14 protein-coding genes are annotated in these 16,344 nt (G+C 65.2%); 13 read left to right on the top strand and 1 reads right to left on the bottom strand.

The features are described from left to right. Positions 1-23: 23 nt before the first annotated feature. From NTZ43_03885 to NTZ43_03940, 12 genes are all read left to right on the top strand, one after another. Entirely contained in the window at positions 24-935 is a 912-nt protein-coding gene (locus tag NTZ43_03885; protein MCX5766353.1) for a carbon-nitrogen hydrolase, read from the top strand. Then, positions 932-1,984, top strand: a complete 1,053-nt coding sequence (locus tag NTZ43_03890; GenBank protein MCX5766354.1) for an agmatine deiminase family protein — start codon at positions 932-934, stop codon at positions 1,982-1,984. The genes NTZ43_03885 and NTZ43_03890 overlap by 4 nt, the downstream gene beginning before the upstream one ends. A 126-nt stretch (positions 1,985-2,110) precedes the next feature. Further along, complete coding sequence (locus tag NTZ43_03895; protein MCX5766355.1) at positions 2,111-3,814, top strand: methyl-accepting chemotaxis protein; 1,704 nt, start codon at positions 2,111-2,113, stop codon at positions 3,812-3,814. Positions 3,815-3,817: 3 nt separating this feature from the next. Further along, complete coding sequence (queC, locus tag NTZ43_03900; protein ID MCX5766356.1) at positions 3,818-4,507, top strand: 7-cyano-7-deazaguanine synthase QueC; 690 nt, start codon at positions 3,818-3,820, stop codon at positions 4,505-4,507. Beyond that, the gene (queE, locus tag NTZ43_03905) at positions 4,504-5,139 is read left to right on the top strand and encodes a 7-carboxy-7-deazaguanine synthase (protein ID MCX5766357.1); all 636 of its coding nucleotides are present in this window, start codon (positions 4,504-4,506) and stop codon (positions 5,137-5,139) included. The genes queC and queE overlap by 4 nt, the downstream gene beginning before the upstream one ends. Further along, positions 5,139-5,504 carry a 6-carboxytetrahydropterin synthase gene (locus NTZ43_03910; protein MCX5766358.1) on the top strand — a complete coding sequence of 122 codons (366 nt, stop codon included), beginning with the start codon at positions 5,139-5,141 and terminating at the stop codon, positions 5,502-5,504. Before queE ends, NTZ43_03910 begins: the two co-directional genes overlap by 1 nt. A 44-nt stretch (positions 5,505-5,548) precedes the next feature. Continuing rightward, on the top strand, positions 5,549-6,199 hold the full coding sequence (locus tag NTZ43_03915; GenBank protein MCX5766359.1) for a C40 family peptidase: 651 nt from the start codon (positions 5,549-5,551) through the stop codon (positions 6,197-6,199). Positions 6,200-6,336: 137 nt separating this feature from the next. Further along, positions 6,337-8,385: a S9 family peptidase gene (locus NTZ43_03920; protein MCX5766360.1), complete on the top strand. Its 2,049-nt coding sequence runs from the start codon at positions 6,337-6,339 to the stop codon at positions 8,383-8,385. A gap of 107 nt (positions 8,386-8,492) precedes the next feature. Next, a complete protein-coding gene (locus NTZ43_03925; protein MCX5766361.1) occupies positions 8,493-8,900 on the top strand; it encodes a thermonuclease family protein in 408 nt (135 codons plus the stop codon). A gap of 179 nt (positions 8,901-9,079) precedes the next feature. Beyond that, positions 9,080-11,899 (top strand): TonB-dependent receptor, encoded by a 2,820-nt coding sequence (locus tag NTZ43_03930; protein MCX5766362.1) that lies wholly within the window; start codon positions 9,080-9,082, stop codon positions 11,897-11,899. 106 nt (positions 11,900-12,005) lie between these two features. Beyond that, positions 12,006-12,779: a glycerophosphodiester phosphodiesterase family protein gene (locus NTZ43_03935; protein MCX5766363.1), complete on the top strand. Its 774-nt coding sequence runs from the start codon at positions 12,006-12,008 to the stop codon at positions 12,777-12,779. 79 nt (positions 12,780-12,858) lie between these two features. Further along, positions 12,859-14,715, top strand: a complete 1,857-nt coding sequence (locus tag NTZ43_03940) for an ABC transporter ATP-binding protein (GenBank protein ID MCX5766364.1) — start codon at positions 12,859-12,861, stop codon at positions 14,713-14,715. A gap of 116 nt (positions 14,716-14,831) precedes the next feature. Here the strand turns inward: NTZ43_03940 and NTZ43_03945 are convergent, their stop codons facing one another. Further along, positions 14,832-15,335, bottom strand: a complete 504-nt coding sequence (locus tag NTZ43_03945) for a hypothetical protein (protein MCX5766365.1) — start codon at positions 15,333-15,335, stop codon at positions 14,832-14,834. Between the two features lie 132 nt (positions 15,336-15,467). On the opposite strand from NTZ43_03945, the gene NTZ43_03950 reads away from it, so the two are divergent. Beyond that, positions 15,468-16,292: a type II secretion system F family protein gene (locus NTZ43_03950; protein MCX5766366.1), complete on the top strand. Its 825-nt coding sequence runs from the start codon at positions 15,468-15,470 to the stop codon at positions 16,290-16,292. Positions 16,293-16,344: the final 52 nt, after the last annotated feature.

Here is a 16,344-nt window from a genome sequence, read left to right on the forward strand (position 1 = left end):
ATGGGGCGCGCTATCTTTATAGCATGACTCGCGCCCCATTTACTGTTGCACTCATTCAGGACGCCGTGACTGGCGATCCCACGCAGACGCTCGCCTCCACCATTGTCCGCATCCGCGAAGCCGCGGCCAATGGCGCGCAAATCATCTGCCTGAAAGAGCTGTTCAACGCACCGTACTTCTGCAAAACACTCAAGCAGGAGTACTTCGACCTCGCCGAGCCCATTCCGGGGCAAACCATTGAGTTCCTGCGCGCACTCGCCGCAGAACTCGAAGTGGTGCTCGTGGTGCCGATGTACGAAAAACAGGCGCCGGGGGTGTATCGCAACTCCGCCGCCGTCATCGACGCCGACGGCACGCTCCTCGGCGTCTACCGCAAAATGCACATCCCGCACGACCCGATGTTCGAGGAGAAGTACTACTTCGCACCGGGCGATGCGACCTCCGATGGCCCCGACAGCGCCGCGGGCTTCAAGGTGTGGAAGACGCGATACGCCACCATCGGGGTGCTCATCTGCTGGGACCAGTGGTACCCAGAAGCCGCACGCATCACTGCATTGCTCGGCGCCGACGTGCTTTTGTATCCCACGGCCATCGGCTGGCATCCCGCCGAAAAGGCCGAGTGGGGCGCCGCACAGGTGGACGCCTGGCGCACGGCACAGCGCGCGCACGCGATTGCCAACGGTGTGTTTGTGGCCGCCACCAACCGGGTCGGCTTTGAACCCGAACCCGGCACCGACGGACTCGAGTTCTTTGGCCATTCGTTTGTGTGCGATCCGTACGGTCGCGTCGTCGCGGAGGCCGATACCGCACCGGCCATCGTGATGGCCAAGTGCGATCCCGCGCTCATCGAGTACACGCGCCGCAACTGGCCCTTCCTCCGCGACCGGCGCATCGACGCATACGGTCCCATCCTCAAGCGCTGGCTCGGCGCGTGAGCACCGGAACGGTGCGCTGGCCAGCCGAGTGGGAGCGGCACGACGCGACGTGGATTGCGTGGCCGCACCACGAGCCCGACTGGCCGGGGAAGTTCGCGCCCATCCCGTGGGTCTACGCCGAAATCGTGCGCGCACTCGCAGCGCACGAACGTGTGGAGATTGTGTGTCACGACCCCACCGTACTCAAGGACGCGACGCACTGCCTCGCCGCACACGGCGTAGACACCTCCCGCGTGCGGTTGCACCGCGCCCGCACCGACCGCGTGTGGATGCGCGACTCCGCCCCCACCGTGGTCTTTGACGGTCCCACCCCTACCCTCGTCAACTGGGGCTTCAACGCCTGGGCCAAGTACGACAACTACGCCGACGATGCCCGCATGGGTCAGGTGATGGCCGAAGCCACGGGCCTTGTACGCCACGAGCCCATGCGCCCCGACGGCGGCGGCCGTGTGATGCTCGAAGGCGGTGGCATCGAAACCGATGGACGCGGCACTATCCTCGTCACCGAGGAATGGCTCCTTACCGACGAACAGGTGCGCAACCCGGGACTTGGCCGCGCCGACTACGAGGCCATCTTCGCGCGCGAACTCGGCTGCTCCAAAACCCTCTGGCTCGGCGAAGGCTGTGTTGGTGATGACACGCACGGACACGTGGACGACATCGCACGCTTTGTTGCGCCTGGCGTGGTGGTGCTCGCATACGAGAGCGACCCCACCGACGACAATCACCGCCGCTCCGCCGACAATCTCCACCGCCTCGCCTCCGCCACGGATGCCACCGGCGCCCCGATTCGCACGGTGACGTTGCCATATCCGCGCGCCGTGATGATGGACGGCCAACGCCTACCGGCGAGCTACGCGAATTTTTACATCGCCAACGGCTCCGTCATTGTCCCCACGTTCAACGACCCCAACGATCGTGTGGCACTCCACACGCTCGCCGAGCTTTTTCCGGGACGCGAAATCGTCGGCATTCACGCGGTCGATCTCGTCTGGGGGCTCGGCACCCTGCACTGCCTGTCGCAGCAACAACCCGCCGCACCCCGCTGACGCAGTGCTGATGCCCCGCACCGGGTCAGTTTCGCTCCGCCTTTCCATCCTGCACATTGCAGTGTCGGCAGCCTGCCGCGTTCCTCCCCCTTCGTGTCCGACGTGAACCGAGCGCCCTTCTTGTCCGTGAACCTGTTCTCCCAGCACTCCATTCGCGGCCGCCTGATCACCGCAATGGGCGCGCTGTTGCTCCTGCTCGCCGTGGCCGGTGCATTGGGGCGTCTCTCGCTGGTCGCCCTTTCCGATAAGAGCGCCCGCGCCATGACCGACGTGCAGCAGGAGGCGCAGTCCGCGGCCCTCCTCACGTCGAGCGTCGTGCAGCAGCTGGCGGCGGGCGAGCGCTATCTGCAATCCGCTGACTCCGGTGCCCTTGAGGCGTTTCGCCGTGACGGTGTGGCGGCTCACAGCGCGCAACAGTCACTGCGCGCCAACCGCACGCTCCTAGCCAGCGATGGTGCGCTCCTGACCACCATTGACGGGCGACTCGCACAGCTTGAATCACTCCAAGACAGCGCGTTCCATCTCAAAGCGCTGCATCGTGACGCCGATGCGGTACGCACGATGACGGAGATTCGCCCCGTAGAGGCGGCACTGCTCGACGACGTGCAACAACTCGGCCTCCTCCGCGCCAAACGGCTCGAGAGCACCATCAGCACCCTCCGCAACGACGCCATTCGACGCGCCGCCGCGCTCCTCGCGGTGATCGCCGCGGCGATGCTGCTCGGGCTCGCCATTGTCTCGTGGACGTCGCGCGCCGTGTCCACACCACTGGCCCAGCTCGTGGCACACGCCAGCGCGCTGGCCAGCGGCCGACTCGACGTGCGCACCACCACCGAACTCCCCGACGAGTTCCGCGCCCTCGGCGTCGCCATGAACACGACCGCCGATTCGCTCGAACGCATTGTCGGTGCCGCACAAAGCACGGCGGTGAGCGTCACCACGTCCGCCCACGAACTGGCCAACGCCGCTGAGCAGATTTCGCTCGCTGCGGGGCAGACGGCCACCGCGATGTCGGACGTCACCGAAGGCGCCGAACAGCAGGTGTATGCGCTCCGCGGCGTGGATGACGCCCTCCACGTGATGCGCGGCCGCGCCGACGCCGTGCGCGCGGGCGCCGCCGAAGTGAAAACACTCGCCGACGACATCGAACGCTCCGCGCAAGAAAAACGCGCCGAGCTGCGACGCGCCCTCGGGCTCCTCGACGGCATTCGCACCTCCGTCGAACGCGCCTCCGCCGAAGTGCGCGAACTCACCAGCACCGCCGACAACATCAACCGCTTTGTGGCCACCGTCAGCCGTATCGCGGAGCAAACGAATCTGCTCGCGCTCAATGCCGCCATCGAAGCGGCGCGCGCGGGCGTTGCCGGTCGCGGCTTTGCCGTGGTCGCCGATGAAGTGCGCAAGCTCGCCGAACAAGCACAGACCGCCGCCGATGACGTGGTCGAACTCACCGCCGTCGTGATGGCGCGCGTTGGGAGCACCACGACGGCCATGCGCGATGGCTCGTCGCGCGTTGGGGAGATCGAAACCCTCTCGCGCGAAATCGACGCCGCCCTCTCGGCTATCGCGCTCGCCGCCGAACACACGCTGCGCGCCGCTGCCGACGTCACCATCGCCGCCGACGAAAATGTCTCCGCCGTGCTCGAAGCCAGCGGCGGCATTCAGCAGGCCACCCACACCGCCGAAAACCACGCCGCCGCCGCGCAGCAGGTCAGCGCGAGCACCGAAGAACAGAGCGCGGCCTGCGAAGAAATGAGCTCCGCCTCCGCCTCGCTGCTCGACGGCGCCAGTAAACTGCGCGACCTCGTCGCCGGCCTCCGGCAGCGCTGACCGATGGGCAAACCCGCAGTGCTGCTTCTCAGCGGCGGCCTCGACTCCACCACGCTCCTCGCATTGGCCACGCGCGATGGCTGGTCGGTAAATGCGCTCACCTTTCGCTACGGCCAACGGCACGGCGTCGAAATCGAACGCGCGCGCGCCCTCGCCGAGCACTATCACGTGGCTCGGCACGTGATCGCGGATATTGACCTGCGACAGTTCGGCGGCTCCGCACTGACCGCGGACATTGCCGTCCCCAAGGATCGCGATGCCTCCGCGATGGGCGAGGGCATTCCGGTGACGTACGTGCCGGCCCGCAACACCATCTTCATGTCGTTCGCGCTCGCCTGGGCCGAAACGCTCAACGCGCAAGACATTTTCATTGGCGTGAATGCGCTCGACTACAGCGGCTACCCCGACTGCCGCCCCGAGTACATCCACGCGTTCGAATCAATGGCCAACCTCGCCACGCGCGCCGGCGTCGAAGGCACGGCGCGACTCCACATTCGCACGCCGCTCATTGACCTCACCAAGCGCGAAATCATTGCTCTCGGTCTCTCGCTCGGCGTGGACTACGGCATGACCACCAGTTGTTACGACCCCGCGCCCAACGGAGCGGCGTGCGGCCACTGTGATGCCTGCCAGCTCCGGCGACGAGGCTTCGAGCAGGCCGGCGTGGCGGACCCCACGCCATACGCGCCGTGACCTACACCGTAAAGGAGTGCTTCTACACCCTGCAGGGTGAAGGAGCACACACCGGACGCCCCGCGGTGTTTCTCCGTTTTTCGGGATGCAATCTGTGGACGGGGCGCGAGGAAGATCGCGCGAGCGCCGTCTGCAAATTCTGCGATACCGACTTTGTTGGCGTCGGACCAGACGGCGGTAAGTTCGCGTCCGCTGCGGAACTCGCCGCGTTGGTGGCAAGCCGCTGGCCGGCGAGTGACGGCGGCGCCCACCGCTACGTGGTGTGCACCGGCGGCGAGCCCTTGCTGCAACTCGACGCGCCTCTCTTGGACGCCCTGCACGCGCGCGGCTTTGCGGTGGCGGTCGAAACCAACGGCACCCAACCTGCGCCGAGCGGCATCGACTGGATTTGCGTGAGCCCCAAAATCGGCGCGCCGTTCGTCCTCACGCGCGGTGACGAGCTGAAACTCGTCTTCCCGCAGGAAGGAGGCGACCCGGTACCCTTTGAACAGCTGGCCTTCACCCATTTCTTCCTGCAGCCCATGGACGGGCCGAACGGCGCCGCCAACACGGCGAGCGCCGTCGCCTACTGCCTCGCGCACCCGCGCTGGCGGCTCTCGGCGCAAACTCACAAGCAGATTGGAGTGCGGTAATGACGGCGATCGCCGAGGCCTTCTGCGAGTTCACGGTGGCCGCCTCCCGGCGCCTCACGGGGGTCCCTAGCGACCATCCGTGCGCTCGGATGCACGGGCACACCTTTCTGGTGCGGGTGGTGGCACGGGGCCCGATAGACCCCACCACGGGCTTTGTGGTGGATTTTGCCGACATCCAGCGAGACTGGGCACCGCTGCAGGAGGCGCTGGATCACCGATACCTGAACAACGTGCCAGGGCTCGAAAACCCCACCTCTGAGGTGCTGAGCCGCTGGATCTGGGAGCGGCTCGCCCCCACACTTCCCGCCCTCTGGGCCATTGAGGTCCGGGAAACGGGCAATTCTGGGGTAGTTTTTCGGGGCTGAAAGGGTTCCGCGGGGGGGTAAAAATGGGTAGGTTTGGTGATTCTATGACCAGCCGACGACTCCTCCTTGCCGTTTTCCTGACCGCCGCCGCGTCCGTTGCGGGGGCTCAGGGGTCTTCGGCTAAGCCAAAGGCGTCGGTCAAGGCGGTGTCCAGCAAGACATCGGCAGCGCGCAAAACGGTCATCAAGAAGCGCACTCTGGCAGCGCTGGAAGATCGCGGATCCAACCCGCGTGGCCCGTTCGCCAAGGTGTCGACTGAGCAGCGGGACTCGCTCGGCGAACACGCCCGTCAGCTGCTCGGCACCCGCTATAAGTGGGCCGGTGCCAACCCGGCGCGTGGGCTCGACTGCAGTGGCTTCGTGAAGTACGTCTTTGCCAAGCTCGGCGTCGACCTGCCGCATTCGGCCAAGGAGCTCGCCAAGCTGGGCGGCTCCATCACCAAGGACACCGCGGACATGCAGCCCGGCGACCTTTTGGTGTTCGGCAAGGGCAAGCGGATCTCCCACGTTGGCATCTACATCGGCGACGGCATCATGATCCACGCCTCAAGCTCCAACAAGAGCGTCGTTGAGACCCCGGTCAACAAGTACCGTCCCGCCGGCGGACTGCAGTGGAAGGGCGTGCGGCGCGTGCTGTCGGTTCCCGGCACGGGCGATGACGGCGAAGGCCCCGAGAACGCGCCGGCCAACCGGTAACGTTCCGGAACAGAAGCAACCTGCGGCGCGAGAGATCGCGCCGTTCGTGTTTAACTGAACTTCGCGCCCCCTAGCAGAAGCGCTCGATTTTTCGCAGGATTCAGCAGTTGTCTCCCGAACATTCCTCAGGAGTTGCAATGCGCTTCCGCCACCTCGCCCTCGGGGCCATTTGTGTGGGGCTCGCCGTGTCCGCCACGGCCGCCCGCGCCCAACAACGGCCCGTCAAGACGCTCACGCTCGAGCAGTACCTCGACTGGGAAGACGTCCAGAATCCACAGCTCTCGCCGGACGGCTCGCAGGTCATCTTTACGCGACGCTGGATCGACAAAATGAACGACAAGTGGGAATCGTCGCTCTGGATTATGAACGCCGACGGTTCGCACCCGCGCGCCCTCACGACCGGCTCCGACGTAAAGTGGTCGCCCGACGGCAAGCGCATTGCCTACATCGCCAAGGGCGAACCCAACGGCGCGCAGATCTTCACGCGCTGGATGGACGCCGAAGGCGCCGTGTCGCAGCTCTCGCACCTCACCGAATCGCCCGCCAATCTCGAATGGGCGCCCGACGGCAAGTCGATTGCCTTCACGATGCCCGTGCCCGTCAAGCAGGAATGGCGCATCCCCATGCCCGCAGCGCCCAAAGGCGCCAAGTGGGTCGAAGCACCAAAGGTCGTGAGCAAACTCAACTACCGCTCCGACCGCATCGGCTACACCGATGAATCATTCCGGCACATCTTCGTGCTCCCCGCCGACGGCGGCACGCCGCGTCAGATCACCGACGGCGACTGGAACCACAGCGGCGCCAGCTTCTCCGCCGACGGTAAGACGCTCATTTTCTCGTCGCTGCGCATCGCCGACCCGGAGCACGCCTTCCGCAAGTCCGCGATCTACGCCGCCAACCTCGAGACGGGCGACATCAAGGCCATCACCGGCTCCAAGGGCACCAACGGCAATGCCGCGTACTCGCCCGACGGCAAGCTCATTGCCTACATGTCGGCCGATTCCGTCAACCACTCCGCGTACGCCGAGTCGAAGCTCTGGGTGATGAACGCCGATGGCAGCAGTGCGCACGCCATCTCGGGCAATCTCGATCGCCCGATCAGCGGCCTGCTCTGGGCGCCGGACAACAGCGGCGTCTATTTCAGCGCCGAGAGCGAAGGCTCCAAGAACTTCATGTTCGCGAGCACGGCCGGTGCGGTGCGCACCGTCACGAGCGGCAAGCAGGTCATCACGGTGAGTGATGTCGGCGCCAACGGCATGGCCGTGGGCGTGCGCTCCACGTCGCTCAAGCCGAATGACGTCGTGACGTTCGCGGTGCCAAAGAGCGGCGCGGCCGCCACGACATACACCCAGCTGACCGCGGTCAATGATGACGTGCTCGCCGGCAAGACGCTCGGCGAGACCGAAGAAGTGTGGTACACGTCCAAGGACGGGATGAAGATTCAGGGCTGGATCGTGAAGCCGCCGAACTTCGACAAGACCAAAAAGTATCCGCTGATGCTCGACATTCACGGCGGACCGCAGGCGATGTACAACGTGGCGTTCAATTATTCGCGCCAGGACCACGTGGCCAACGGCTATGTGATGCTGTACACCAACCCGCGCGGCAGCACCGGCTACGGCGTGAAGTTCACGAATGAGATCATGAATGCGTATCCCGACAAGGACTTCGACGACCTGATGGCTGGCGTCGACACCGTGATCGGACGCGGCTACATCGACAGCAAGAATCTCTTTGTGTACGGCTGCTCCGGCGGCGGCGTACTTACCGCGTGGACGGTCGGCCACACCAACCGTTTTGCGGCCGCGAGCTCCAACTGCCCGGTGATCAACTGGATGAGCTTCGTTGGCGAAACCGACGGCGCCGGCTGGTATCAGAACTTTGACAAGCCGTTCTGGGAAGATCCGAGCGAGTACCTCAAGCGTTCGCCGATCATGTACGTGGGCAATGTGAAGACGCCGACGATGCTGATGACCGGCGTCCTCGACCTGCGCACGCCCATTCCGCAGACGGAAGAGTTCTACCGGGCGCTCAAGTTGCGCGGCGTACCGACCGCCATGATTCGCATGAACAACGAGTTCCACGGCACGAGCTCCACGCCGTCGAATTTCCTGCGCACGCAGCTGTATCTACGAAGCTGGTTCGACAAGTACTCGACCAAGCCGGCCAAGACCGCGTCCGAGTGAGCGGCGTTCGTCGTCGCGCCCTCGCGGGCGCATGGATCGTGGGCTGCGCCGCCGTTCCCTTGCTGGGGACGGCGGCGCAGCCGCGTACAGGCCGTTCGGACTGTGTCGTGAAGCTCGTCAATGACGGGGACACCTTCCGCTGCACGGACGGGCGGAGGGTGCGCCTTCTGCAGGTGGACGCGCCGGAAAAGGATCAGGCTCCCTTTGGCGCCGCCGCGCGCGCCGCGCTCGTGCGGCTCGCTCCCCCAGGCGCTCGGGTGGAGCTTGAGTACGACACCCGCCGGCAGGACCAGTACGGGCGCACCCTCGCCTTTGTGTGGCTCGCTGATGGCCGCATGGCCAACGAGGAGCTCGCCCGTCAGGGAGCGGTGGTGGTGCTCGTGTATAAGCCGAATGTGCGGTATGTGGAGCGCATCGAGGCGGCGGTGGCGGCCGCACGGAAAGCTCGGATTGGCGTGTGGGCGGATCGTGGACTGACCTGCGAGCCTCGCCTCCACCGCCAAAAACGCTGCTGACCCCCCAAAGTAACCCCCGTCGGCCTCCCCCTCTGGACCCCCCTAAGACTTGCCTAAAACGGCGCGGGAGCCAAAGTTAGAGCATTCGTTACCTCATGCCGGCTATGCCGTCCTAGAGAAACGGAGCCCGGCCTAGCCACCTCTAGGCCGTACACACTCGCAACACGAGGTACAACCTTATGGTAGGACGTTTCGTCAACCGGCTGTTCGCGCTCGCCGCGTTCTGTGCGGCAGCGACCAGCGCAGCGGCACAGGCGGGTCAGATCGCCGGGCGCGTCTCGGAAGTCGACGGCGGCAAGGGCGCGGTGGGTGTGCGCATTCAGGCCGTGTCCGGACTCAAGATTGCCGCCGTCGTTCAGACGGGCGACAACGGTAACTATCGCATCGCCAACCTCGCGCCCGGCACCTACGCCGTGGTTGCGCAGCGCATTGGCTTCCAGGCCAAGCGCAGTGAAGGCATCGTCGTCAAGGCCGGTGCCACGACAACGGCCAACTTTGCGCTTGAAGCGGCGGTCACGTCCCTCAACGAAGTGGTCACCACGGCAACGCGCGGCGCAGCTGAGGAAAAAGTCCTCGATGCGCCGGCTTCAATTTCGGTGGTCTCCTCGGAGCAGATGAGCAATCGTCCGGCCTCGACGATCGCTGGTCAAATGAAAAGCGTGCCGGGCCTCTCCGTGTCGCAGGGCGGCCTCGTGCAGTCGAACATCGTGTCGCGCGGCTTCAACAACGCGTTCTCGACCGCGATGCTCATGCTGCAGGATTATCGCAACGCCGGCGTCCCGTCGCTCCGCGTGAACATTCCCTTCCTGTTCACCGGCACCAACGAAGACGTCGAGCGCGTCGAAGTGCTCAACGGCCCCGCCTCGGCGCTCTACGGCGCCAACTCGGCGAACGGCGTGCTTCACATCATCACCAAGTCGCCCTTCAACTCGCAGGGCACGACGATGACGGTCGACGGCGGCACGCAGTCGCTGCTCCGCGGCGCGTTGCGTCACGCCGGTGTGTTCGCCGACTCGTGGGGCTACAAGCTCTCCGGCGAATACTTCTCCGGCACCGACTTCAAGTACACCGATCCGAACGAACCGCTCGTCTTCCCGACGATCGCCGGCTCGCCGCGCTCCGGTCAAGCGGCCGCGCGCGACTACAACATCCGTCGCTGGTCGTCGGAAGCGCGCCTCGATTACAAGCCGAGCCAGGATTTTGAAAACATCCTCACCGGCGGCATCACCAACATCGGCAGCGCCGTGGAACTCACGGGCGCGTTCGGTGCGTCGCAGATCAAGAACTGGTCCTACTCGTCGTTGCAGGACCGCGTGCGCTACAAGAAGTTCTTCGCGCAGGTGTTCTTGAACACCAACAACTCCGGTAACCAGAACGCGACCGACGCCAACGGCACGTTCTATATGCGCACCGGCATCCCCGTGGTCGACAAGTCCACGGTGCTGTCCGCGCAGCTGCAGCAGGGCTTTGAGCTCGGCGGCAATAAGTACACGATGGGCGTGGACTACATCTCGACGCACCCGCGCTCCGAAGGCTCGATCTTCGGCCGCAACGAAGGCAGCACCGACATTCTCGAAGAAGGTGCGTACCTCCAGAGCACCACGCCGCTCACCTCGAAGCTCGACTTCGTGTGGGCCGGCCGCGCCGATTACACGGACCGTTTGAGCGGCGTCCAGTTCTCCCCGCGCGTGGCGTTTATGTACAAGCGCACGCCGACCGAGAACTATCGCTTCTCCTTCAGCCGCGCCTTCAACTCGCCGGCCAGCTTCTCGTACTTCCTCGATCAGATTTCCAACCCCAATCAGGCGCCGGGCTTTGCCCTCCGCGCGATTGGTAACCCGGCCAAGGAAGGCTGGCAGTTCAGCCGCGGCTGCGACGCCACGATCAACTCCGGTCTCTGCATGCACTCGCCGTGGGTGGCGCAGGGCCCGACGACGAACGTTTCGTCCACGGCCGCTAACGCCTTCCCGGGCTTCATGGCCGCGCTGCCGACGATCATCGCCGGCTTGCCGACGCTGAGCGCCGCACAGAAGGCCGCATTGCTTGGCTTGCTCGGACCGCAGTCGGCCGGCGGCCTGGGCACGTTGCTCAACTCGCTCCGCCCGACCGACGCCCAGGTGGGCTCGGTGCTCCGCCTTGGCTCCACGCAGGTGCAGGTTGCTGACGTCAAGGATCTGCAGCCGCTGCAGGCCTCGTTCAACAACACGTGGGAGTTCGGCTACAAGACCATCATCGCCGACAAGCTCCGCATCTCGCTCGACCTGTGGTATCAGCTCCGCGGCGACGTGGGCGTGCCGATTACCCAGGCCAACCCGCTCGTGTTCTATGATCCGGCCAAGCTTGGCGCCTACCTCGGCACCTCGATTGCCACTGGTTTGATTCAGGCCGGCGTTCCGGTCGCGGTTGCGTCGGCCACGGCCGCTCAGGCCGCTGCCGCACTCGTGCCGCTGATGGCCGCGCTCCCGCAGGGTGCGCTCTCCTTCACGAACACCAAGCTCGCGCCCGACCAGACGATCATCGCCACCTACCAGAACGGCAGCGGCGAAGTGGATGTCCGCGGTATCGACCTCGCCGTGGATTATCAGTCCGACGAACACTGGCTCTACTCGGCCACCATGTCGCACACCGGCCAGATCGCGTTCCCGACGGTGGGCGGCCCGACCAACCCGCTGATGTCGAACTCGCCGAAGTGGCGTGCGACCGGTTCGGTGCACTACATGGACGAGCCCAATGGCTGGTCGTGGGACGGCACGGTGCGTTACACCGACGCCTTCCCGGTCAACTCCGGCGTGTTCAGCACGCTCGGCTGGCCGCCGGTCTACCAGCCGGTTCCGGCGTCGACGCAGTTCGACCTCGGCGCCACGTGGAAGCTGCCGATTGGCCAGCGCATCGCGTGGTCGCTCAACGTCACGAACCTGCTCAACACCCCGGCGCCGACCTTTGCCGGCACGCCGAACATTGGCCGCATGCTCGTCACGCGCGTCAAGTACGACTTCTAGAACACAGGCAACACCAGCGTTTGACGGCGGGGGGCGGCGAAAGCTGCCCCCCGCCGTGCATTTTATAGCTGTGCCACACCCCTCCATCCTGCCATCGACGCCGAGCGTGATCGCCCATCGCGGCGACTCCGCCAATGTCCCCGAAGACACCATTGAGTCGCTGCGCGCCGGCCTCGCGCTCGGCGCGGACGGCATTGAGTTTGACGTGCGCCTCTCGCAAGACGGCCACGTCATGGTCATTCACGATCCGAGCGTGGATCGCACCACCAATGGCACGGGTGAGGTGCGCGCGATGACGCGCGAGCAGTTGCAGCAGCTCGACGCCGGGTACCGATTCACGCGCAACGACGGGCTCACCTTTCCGTGGCGCGACCGCCGCGTGCGCATGCCGACACTCGACTTTGTACTCGAGTGTTTTCCGCACGAGCGGCTTATTCTCGAGCTCAAAACAGCCGAGGCCTCCGCCGAAACCCTCCGGTTGTTGCAGCACCATGGTGCGCGTGACCGATGCCTCGTGGGGTCGTTCCACGAGGAGGCGCTCGCCCCGTTTCGCGCGGCTGGTTTTGCCACCGGCGCCACGAAGGCCGATGTGATTCGGCTCTATCAGCGGATATGGAGGCGTATCCAGCCGCGTGCGCTTCCCTACGATGCGCTGATGATCACGCCGCGCTATCGCTCGGTCCTTCCCGTTCCTGTGGGACGCTTTGTGCGGATGGCCGCCGCGTGCGGCGTGCCGACCCACGTGTGGACCATTGATGACCCAGCGCAGGCGCAGCGGCTGTGGGCGATGGGCGTGCACGGGATTATGTCCAACAACCCCGCCACCATTTTGCGGGCGGCAGGGCGGGAACCGAACCGGGACCCCAGCCCATTAGATTGAGAGCATGGAAACACGTTCCGGGCGGGCTCGTGACCCGCTGCCCTCGGCCGCTCCCGCCGCACCCCAAACAACCCCTCCGGTGACTCAGCCCGGCGCAGTGCCCAAGAAAAAGAAAGTCAACTACACGAACGCGTGGGCCGAGGCTCGCGAGCTCATGTGGAAGCATCGGGTCACGCTCTCGATTGGACTCGGGCTCATGCTCATCAACCGCTTAGCAGGATTTGTGCTGCCGGCGTCGTCCAAGTGGTTGATCGACAAAGTCATTGGCGAAAAACGCGGCGAGTTGCTCGTGCCGCTCGCTATTGGCGCGGGGCTGGCCACGCTGGTGCAGGCGGCCTCCAGCTTTGGGCTGTCACAAGTGATCAGCGTGGCCGGCCAGCGCGCGATTACCGACCTCCGACGCCGCGTGCAAGAGCGCGTGATGCGCTTGCCGGTGAGTTTCTTTGACTCCACGCAAAGCGGCATTCTCATTAGCCGCGTGATGACCGACGCCGAGGGCGTGCGCAATCTCGTGGGCACGGGGATCATTCAGTTGGTGGGCGGCATCGTGACGGCCAGCATCGCACTCGGCGGCCTGTTCTGGCTCAACTGGAAGCTGACCACTGCGACGCTGTGCATTTTGTCGCTGTTCGGCGGCGTGATGGCGTATGCGTTCAACAAGTTGCGCCCGATCTTCCGCGAGCGCGGAAAAATCGCGGCTGAAATTTCCGGTCGCCTCGGCCAGGCGCTCGGTGGTGCTCGCGTGGTGAAGGTGTACACCGCCGAAAAGCGCGAAGAGATTGTGTTCACCAAAGGCGCGCACCGGCTGTTTCGTAACATTGCCGGTACCATTACTGGCACCTCGGCCGTCACCGCCTTTTCGACGGTGATCATCGGCGGCGTGGGCGTGCTCATGATTACGATTGGCGGACGCGACATTCTCGCCGGTCACATGACGCTCGGCGATTTTGTGGTGTACGTGTTCTTGGTGGGGCTCGTCACCTTCCCCGTGGTACAGATGGCCGCAATTGGCACGCAGATGAGCGAGGCCTTAGCCGGGCTCGACCGCATCCGCGAGATTATGACCACGCCAACCGAAGACGCGGACGATGCCAACCTCGAGCCGCTCGCGAGCGCCGACGGCGACATCGTGTTTGATCATGTGTGGTTTGAGTACCGCGAAGGCATTCCGGTGCTCAAGGACGTGACGTTTGTGGCCAAAGAAGGCACGACCACGGCGCTCGTCGGCTCCAGCGGCTCGGGCAAGAGCACGTTGATCTCGCTCATCATGGCGTTCAATCGCGCCGGCAAGGGGCGTATTCTCGTGGCCGGACGCGATCTCGCGGGCGTACGGTTGCGCGATTACCGGCGCAATCTCGGCGTGGTGCTGCAGGACAACTTTCTCTTTGACGGCACGATCGCCGACAACATCGCATTCGCCAAGCCTGGCGCGACGCTGGAAGACATCCGCGCCGTGGCTGTGGTGGCGCACTGCGACGAGTTTATTGATCAGTTCCCCGACAAGTTCGACACCATCGTCGGCGAACGCGGCGTGAAGTTGTCTGGCGGTCAGCGGCAGCGCATCGGTATTGCGCGCGCCATTCTTGCCGACCCCAAGATTCTCATTCTCGACGAAGCCACGTCGAGCCTCGACTCCGAGAGCGAGCAGCACATTCGCGATGGCTTGCGCACGTTGCGCCGCGGACGCACGACGTTCGTGATTGCGCACCGACTCTCCACCATCCAGAGCGCCGATCAGATTATTGTGCTCGAGCACGGCGAAATCGTGGAGCGTGGCACGCACGACCAACTGCTCGCCAACGACGGGCGATACAAACAACTCTACGACAAGCAATATCAGATTGAGCGCGACCAGTTCATCAATCCGGGCGAAGATTTTACGCCGGAGCCAGCCAAGGGGGCTGGGGGCGCGGCCGGCGGGACCAACGCGCTCTAGGGGCGCGGGGGAGATCAGAACAGCCGACGAGACGTTTCTCAATGCAAGCGGGGCCGGACACACTCACTGTGTCCGGCCCCGCTTGGTATTCCGGTACCGCGAGCGTTGTGGCGCGCTTACTTCGCGCGGCGCTTGCCGGTGAGTTTGGAGCCGTCGCCGGCCATCGACCAGTCGCCGGAAATATTGTTATCGCTATCGATGGTCATCGAGATGATCGCATCGCCGCCGTCGGGCGCCATGACGACCATCCGCACGATGTTCCCTGTGACCGTGACCGACTTCACCGGAAGCGTCGGAATGCCGTCGCCGGTCACCTGACCGCCGTACGTGCCATCCGCCTTCTTCTCGATGCGCGCGTTGAGCACCATCTCGTTGCCCATCGCGATCAGATTCACGTCGTACATGCCGACGGGATCGACGTTGCGGCCGCGCGCTGCCGGTGCGGGCGCCGGCGCGGGGGCCGGCGCAGGGGCCGCAACCGCTGGCGCGGGTGCCGGAGCCGCCTTGGCAGCAGGAGCGGGCGTCGGAGCGGGTGCAGCGCCTGCACCAGTGGACGCAGGCGCACTACACGCCGTGGCGTAGAGCAACGCCGCCAGGCACACATTGAGTCGGTTCGTCATCGGCATTTCCTTGGTCAAGGTCTGCCCAAACTTGGCAGGCGCGGGGCGATTGCGCCATCCGCCCGCCACTGCGCCCGCCCCCGCCACCAGCCCCCTGCCCTCCGCCGGAGCGCTGCGTAACTTCCCGACCATATGTCCGTCACCCTCGCCAGTGAACTCCGCCGCTTTGACGAACCGCGCTACCGAGCGGAGTTTTACCGCGCTTGGCACGCTGGCTGTTCGGCGGGGTTGACCCACCACGCCACGCTCAGCGCGCTCGCTCCCTCCCCGTCGCCCTCCGTGGAGGCGCTCCGTCGGTGCATTGTGGACGGGACAGAGGCTGGGCGGTCCGTCGTTTCTGCCATCGCCACTGCGCCAGGAGCGCTCGCGACGTTTGAGGCGGCGCTGCTCGCCGCCAGCGAAGCGAGTGGTACGCTCGACGCCGCGCTCCGCCTGCTGGCCGATCATTTTGGGTACGAATACAAACGGACCCTGCGCGTGCGAATTCTGATGGGCTACCCAATATTCCTCTGGGTGGTGGCCAGTTTTGCGATTCCGATTGTCGGGCTGCACGTGCAGGGATGGCAGCGGTACCTCACGACCGTCGGGCTCTGGCTCGCCGCGCTCTTTCTCGTGGGCGGCGTGCCAATCCGCGCGATTTCGGGAATCCTGCTGGAATCCCCGCAGCGCGTGGGGGTGCGGGTCGCCCGCGTGCTCGCGATGTTGCTGGCGGCCGGCGCACCGCGCGGGCGTGCGGTGCGGGCGGCGGTGGACGCCTCAGGCGGCGCTGACCTCAAGCGTCATTTTGCCAAACGCTCTGAGCGCGACCTCAACACGATTCCGCTCGCGACGCTCTTTGAGGGAAGTCGCGCAATCCCGGCGGCGTTGCTCAGTCAGATGCGCATTGCCGATGTCACGCACGACTATCAGGACACCCTCGGGCGCTACGCCGAGATGGCGGAGCACGACGCGCGCTGACTTGGCCGCGCGCGTCCGCTCGTTCCTCTCCTGCCACATCCGCGGCGGCGCC

The organism is Gemmatimonadota bacterium, from assembly GCA_026387915.1.
GTDB lineage: Bacteria > Gemmatimonadota > Gemmatimonadetes > Gemmatimonadales > Gemmatimonadaceae > Fen-1231.

Coding starts and splice junctions, on each gene's coding strand:
- NTZ43_03945 (MCX5766365.1), bottom strand. CDS start 15,335: ATGACGAACCGACTCAATGTGTGCCTGGCGGCGTTGCTCTACGCCACG.
- NTZ43_03915 (MCX5766359.1), top strand. CDS start 5,549: ATGACCAGCCGACGACTCCTCCTTGCCGTTTTCCTGACCGCCGCCGCG.
- NTZ43_03910 (MCX5766358.1), top strand. CDS start 5,139: ATGACGGCGATCGCCGAGGCCTTCTGCGAGTTCACGGTGGCCGCCTCC.
- queC (MCX5766356.1), top strand. CDS start 3,818: ATGGGCAAACCCGCAGTGCTGCTTCTCAGCGGCGGCCTCGACTCCACC.
- NTZ43_03950 (MCX5766366.1), top strand. CDS start 15,468: ATGTCCGTCACCCTCGCCAGTGAACTCCGCCGCTTTGACGAACCGCGC.
- NTZ43_03885 (MCX5766353.1), top strand. CDS start 24: ATGACTCGCGCCCCATTTACTGTTGCACTCATTCAGGACGCCGTGACT.
- NTZ43_03920 (MCX5766360.1), top strand. CDS start 6,337: ATGCGCTTCCGCCACCTCGCCCTCGGGGCCATTTGTGTGGGGCTCGCC.
- NTZ43_03930 (MCX5766362.1), top strand. CDS start 9,080: ATGGTAGGACGTTTCGTCAACCGGCTGTTCGCGCTCGCCGCGTTCTGT.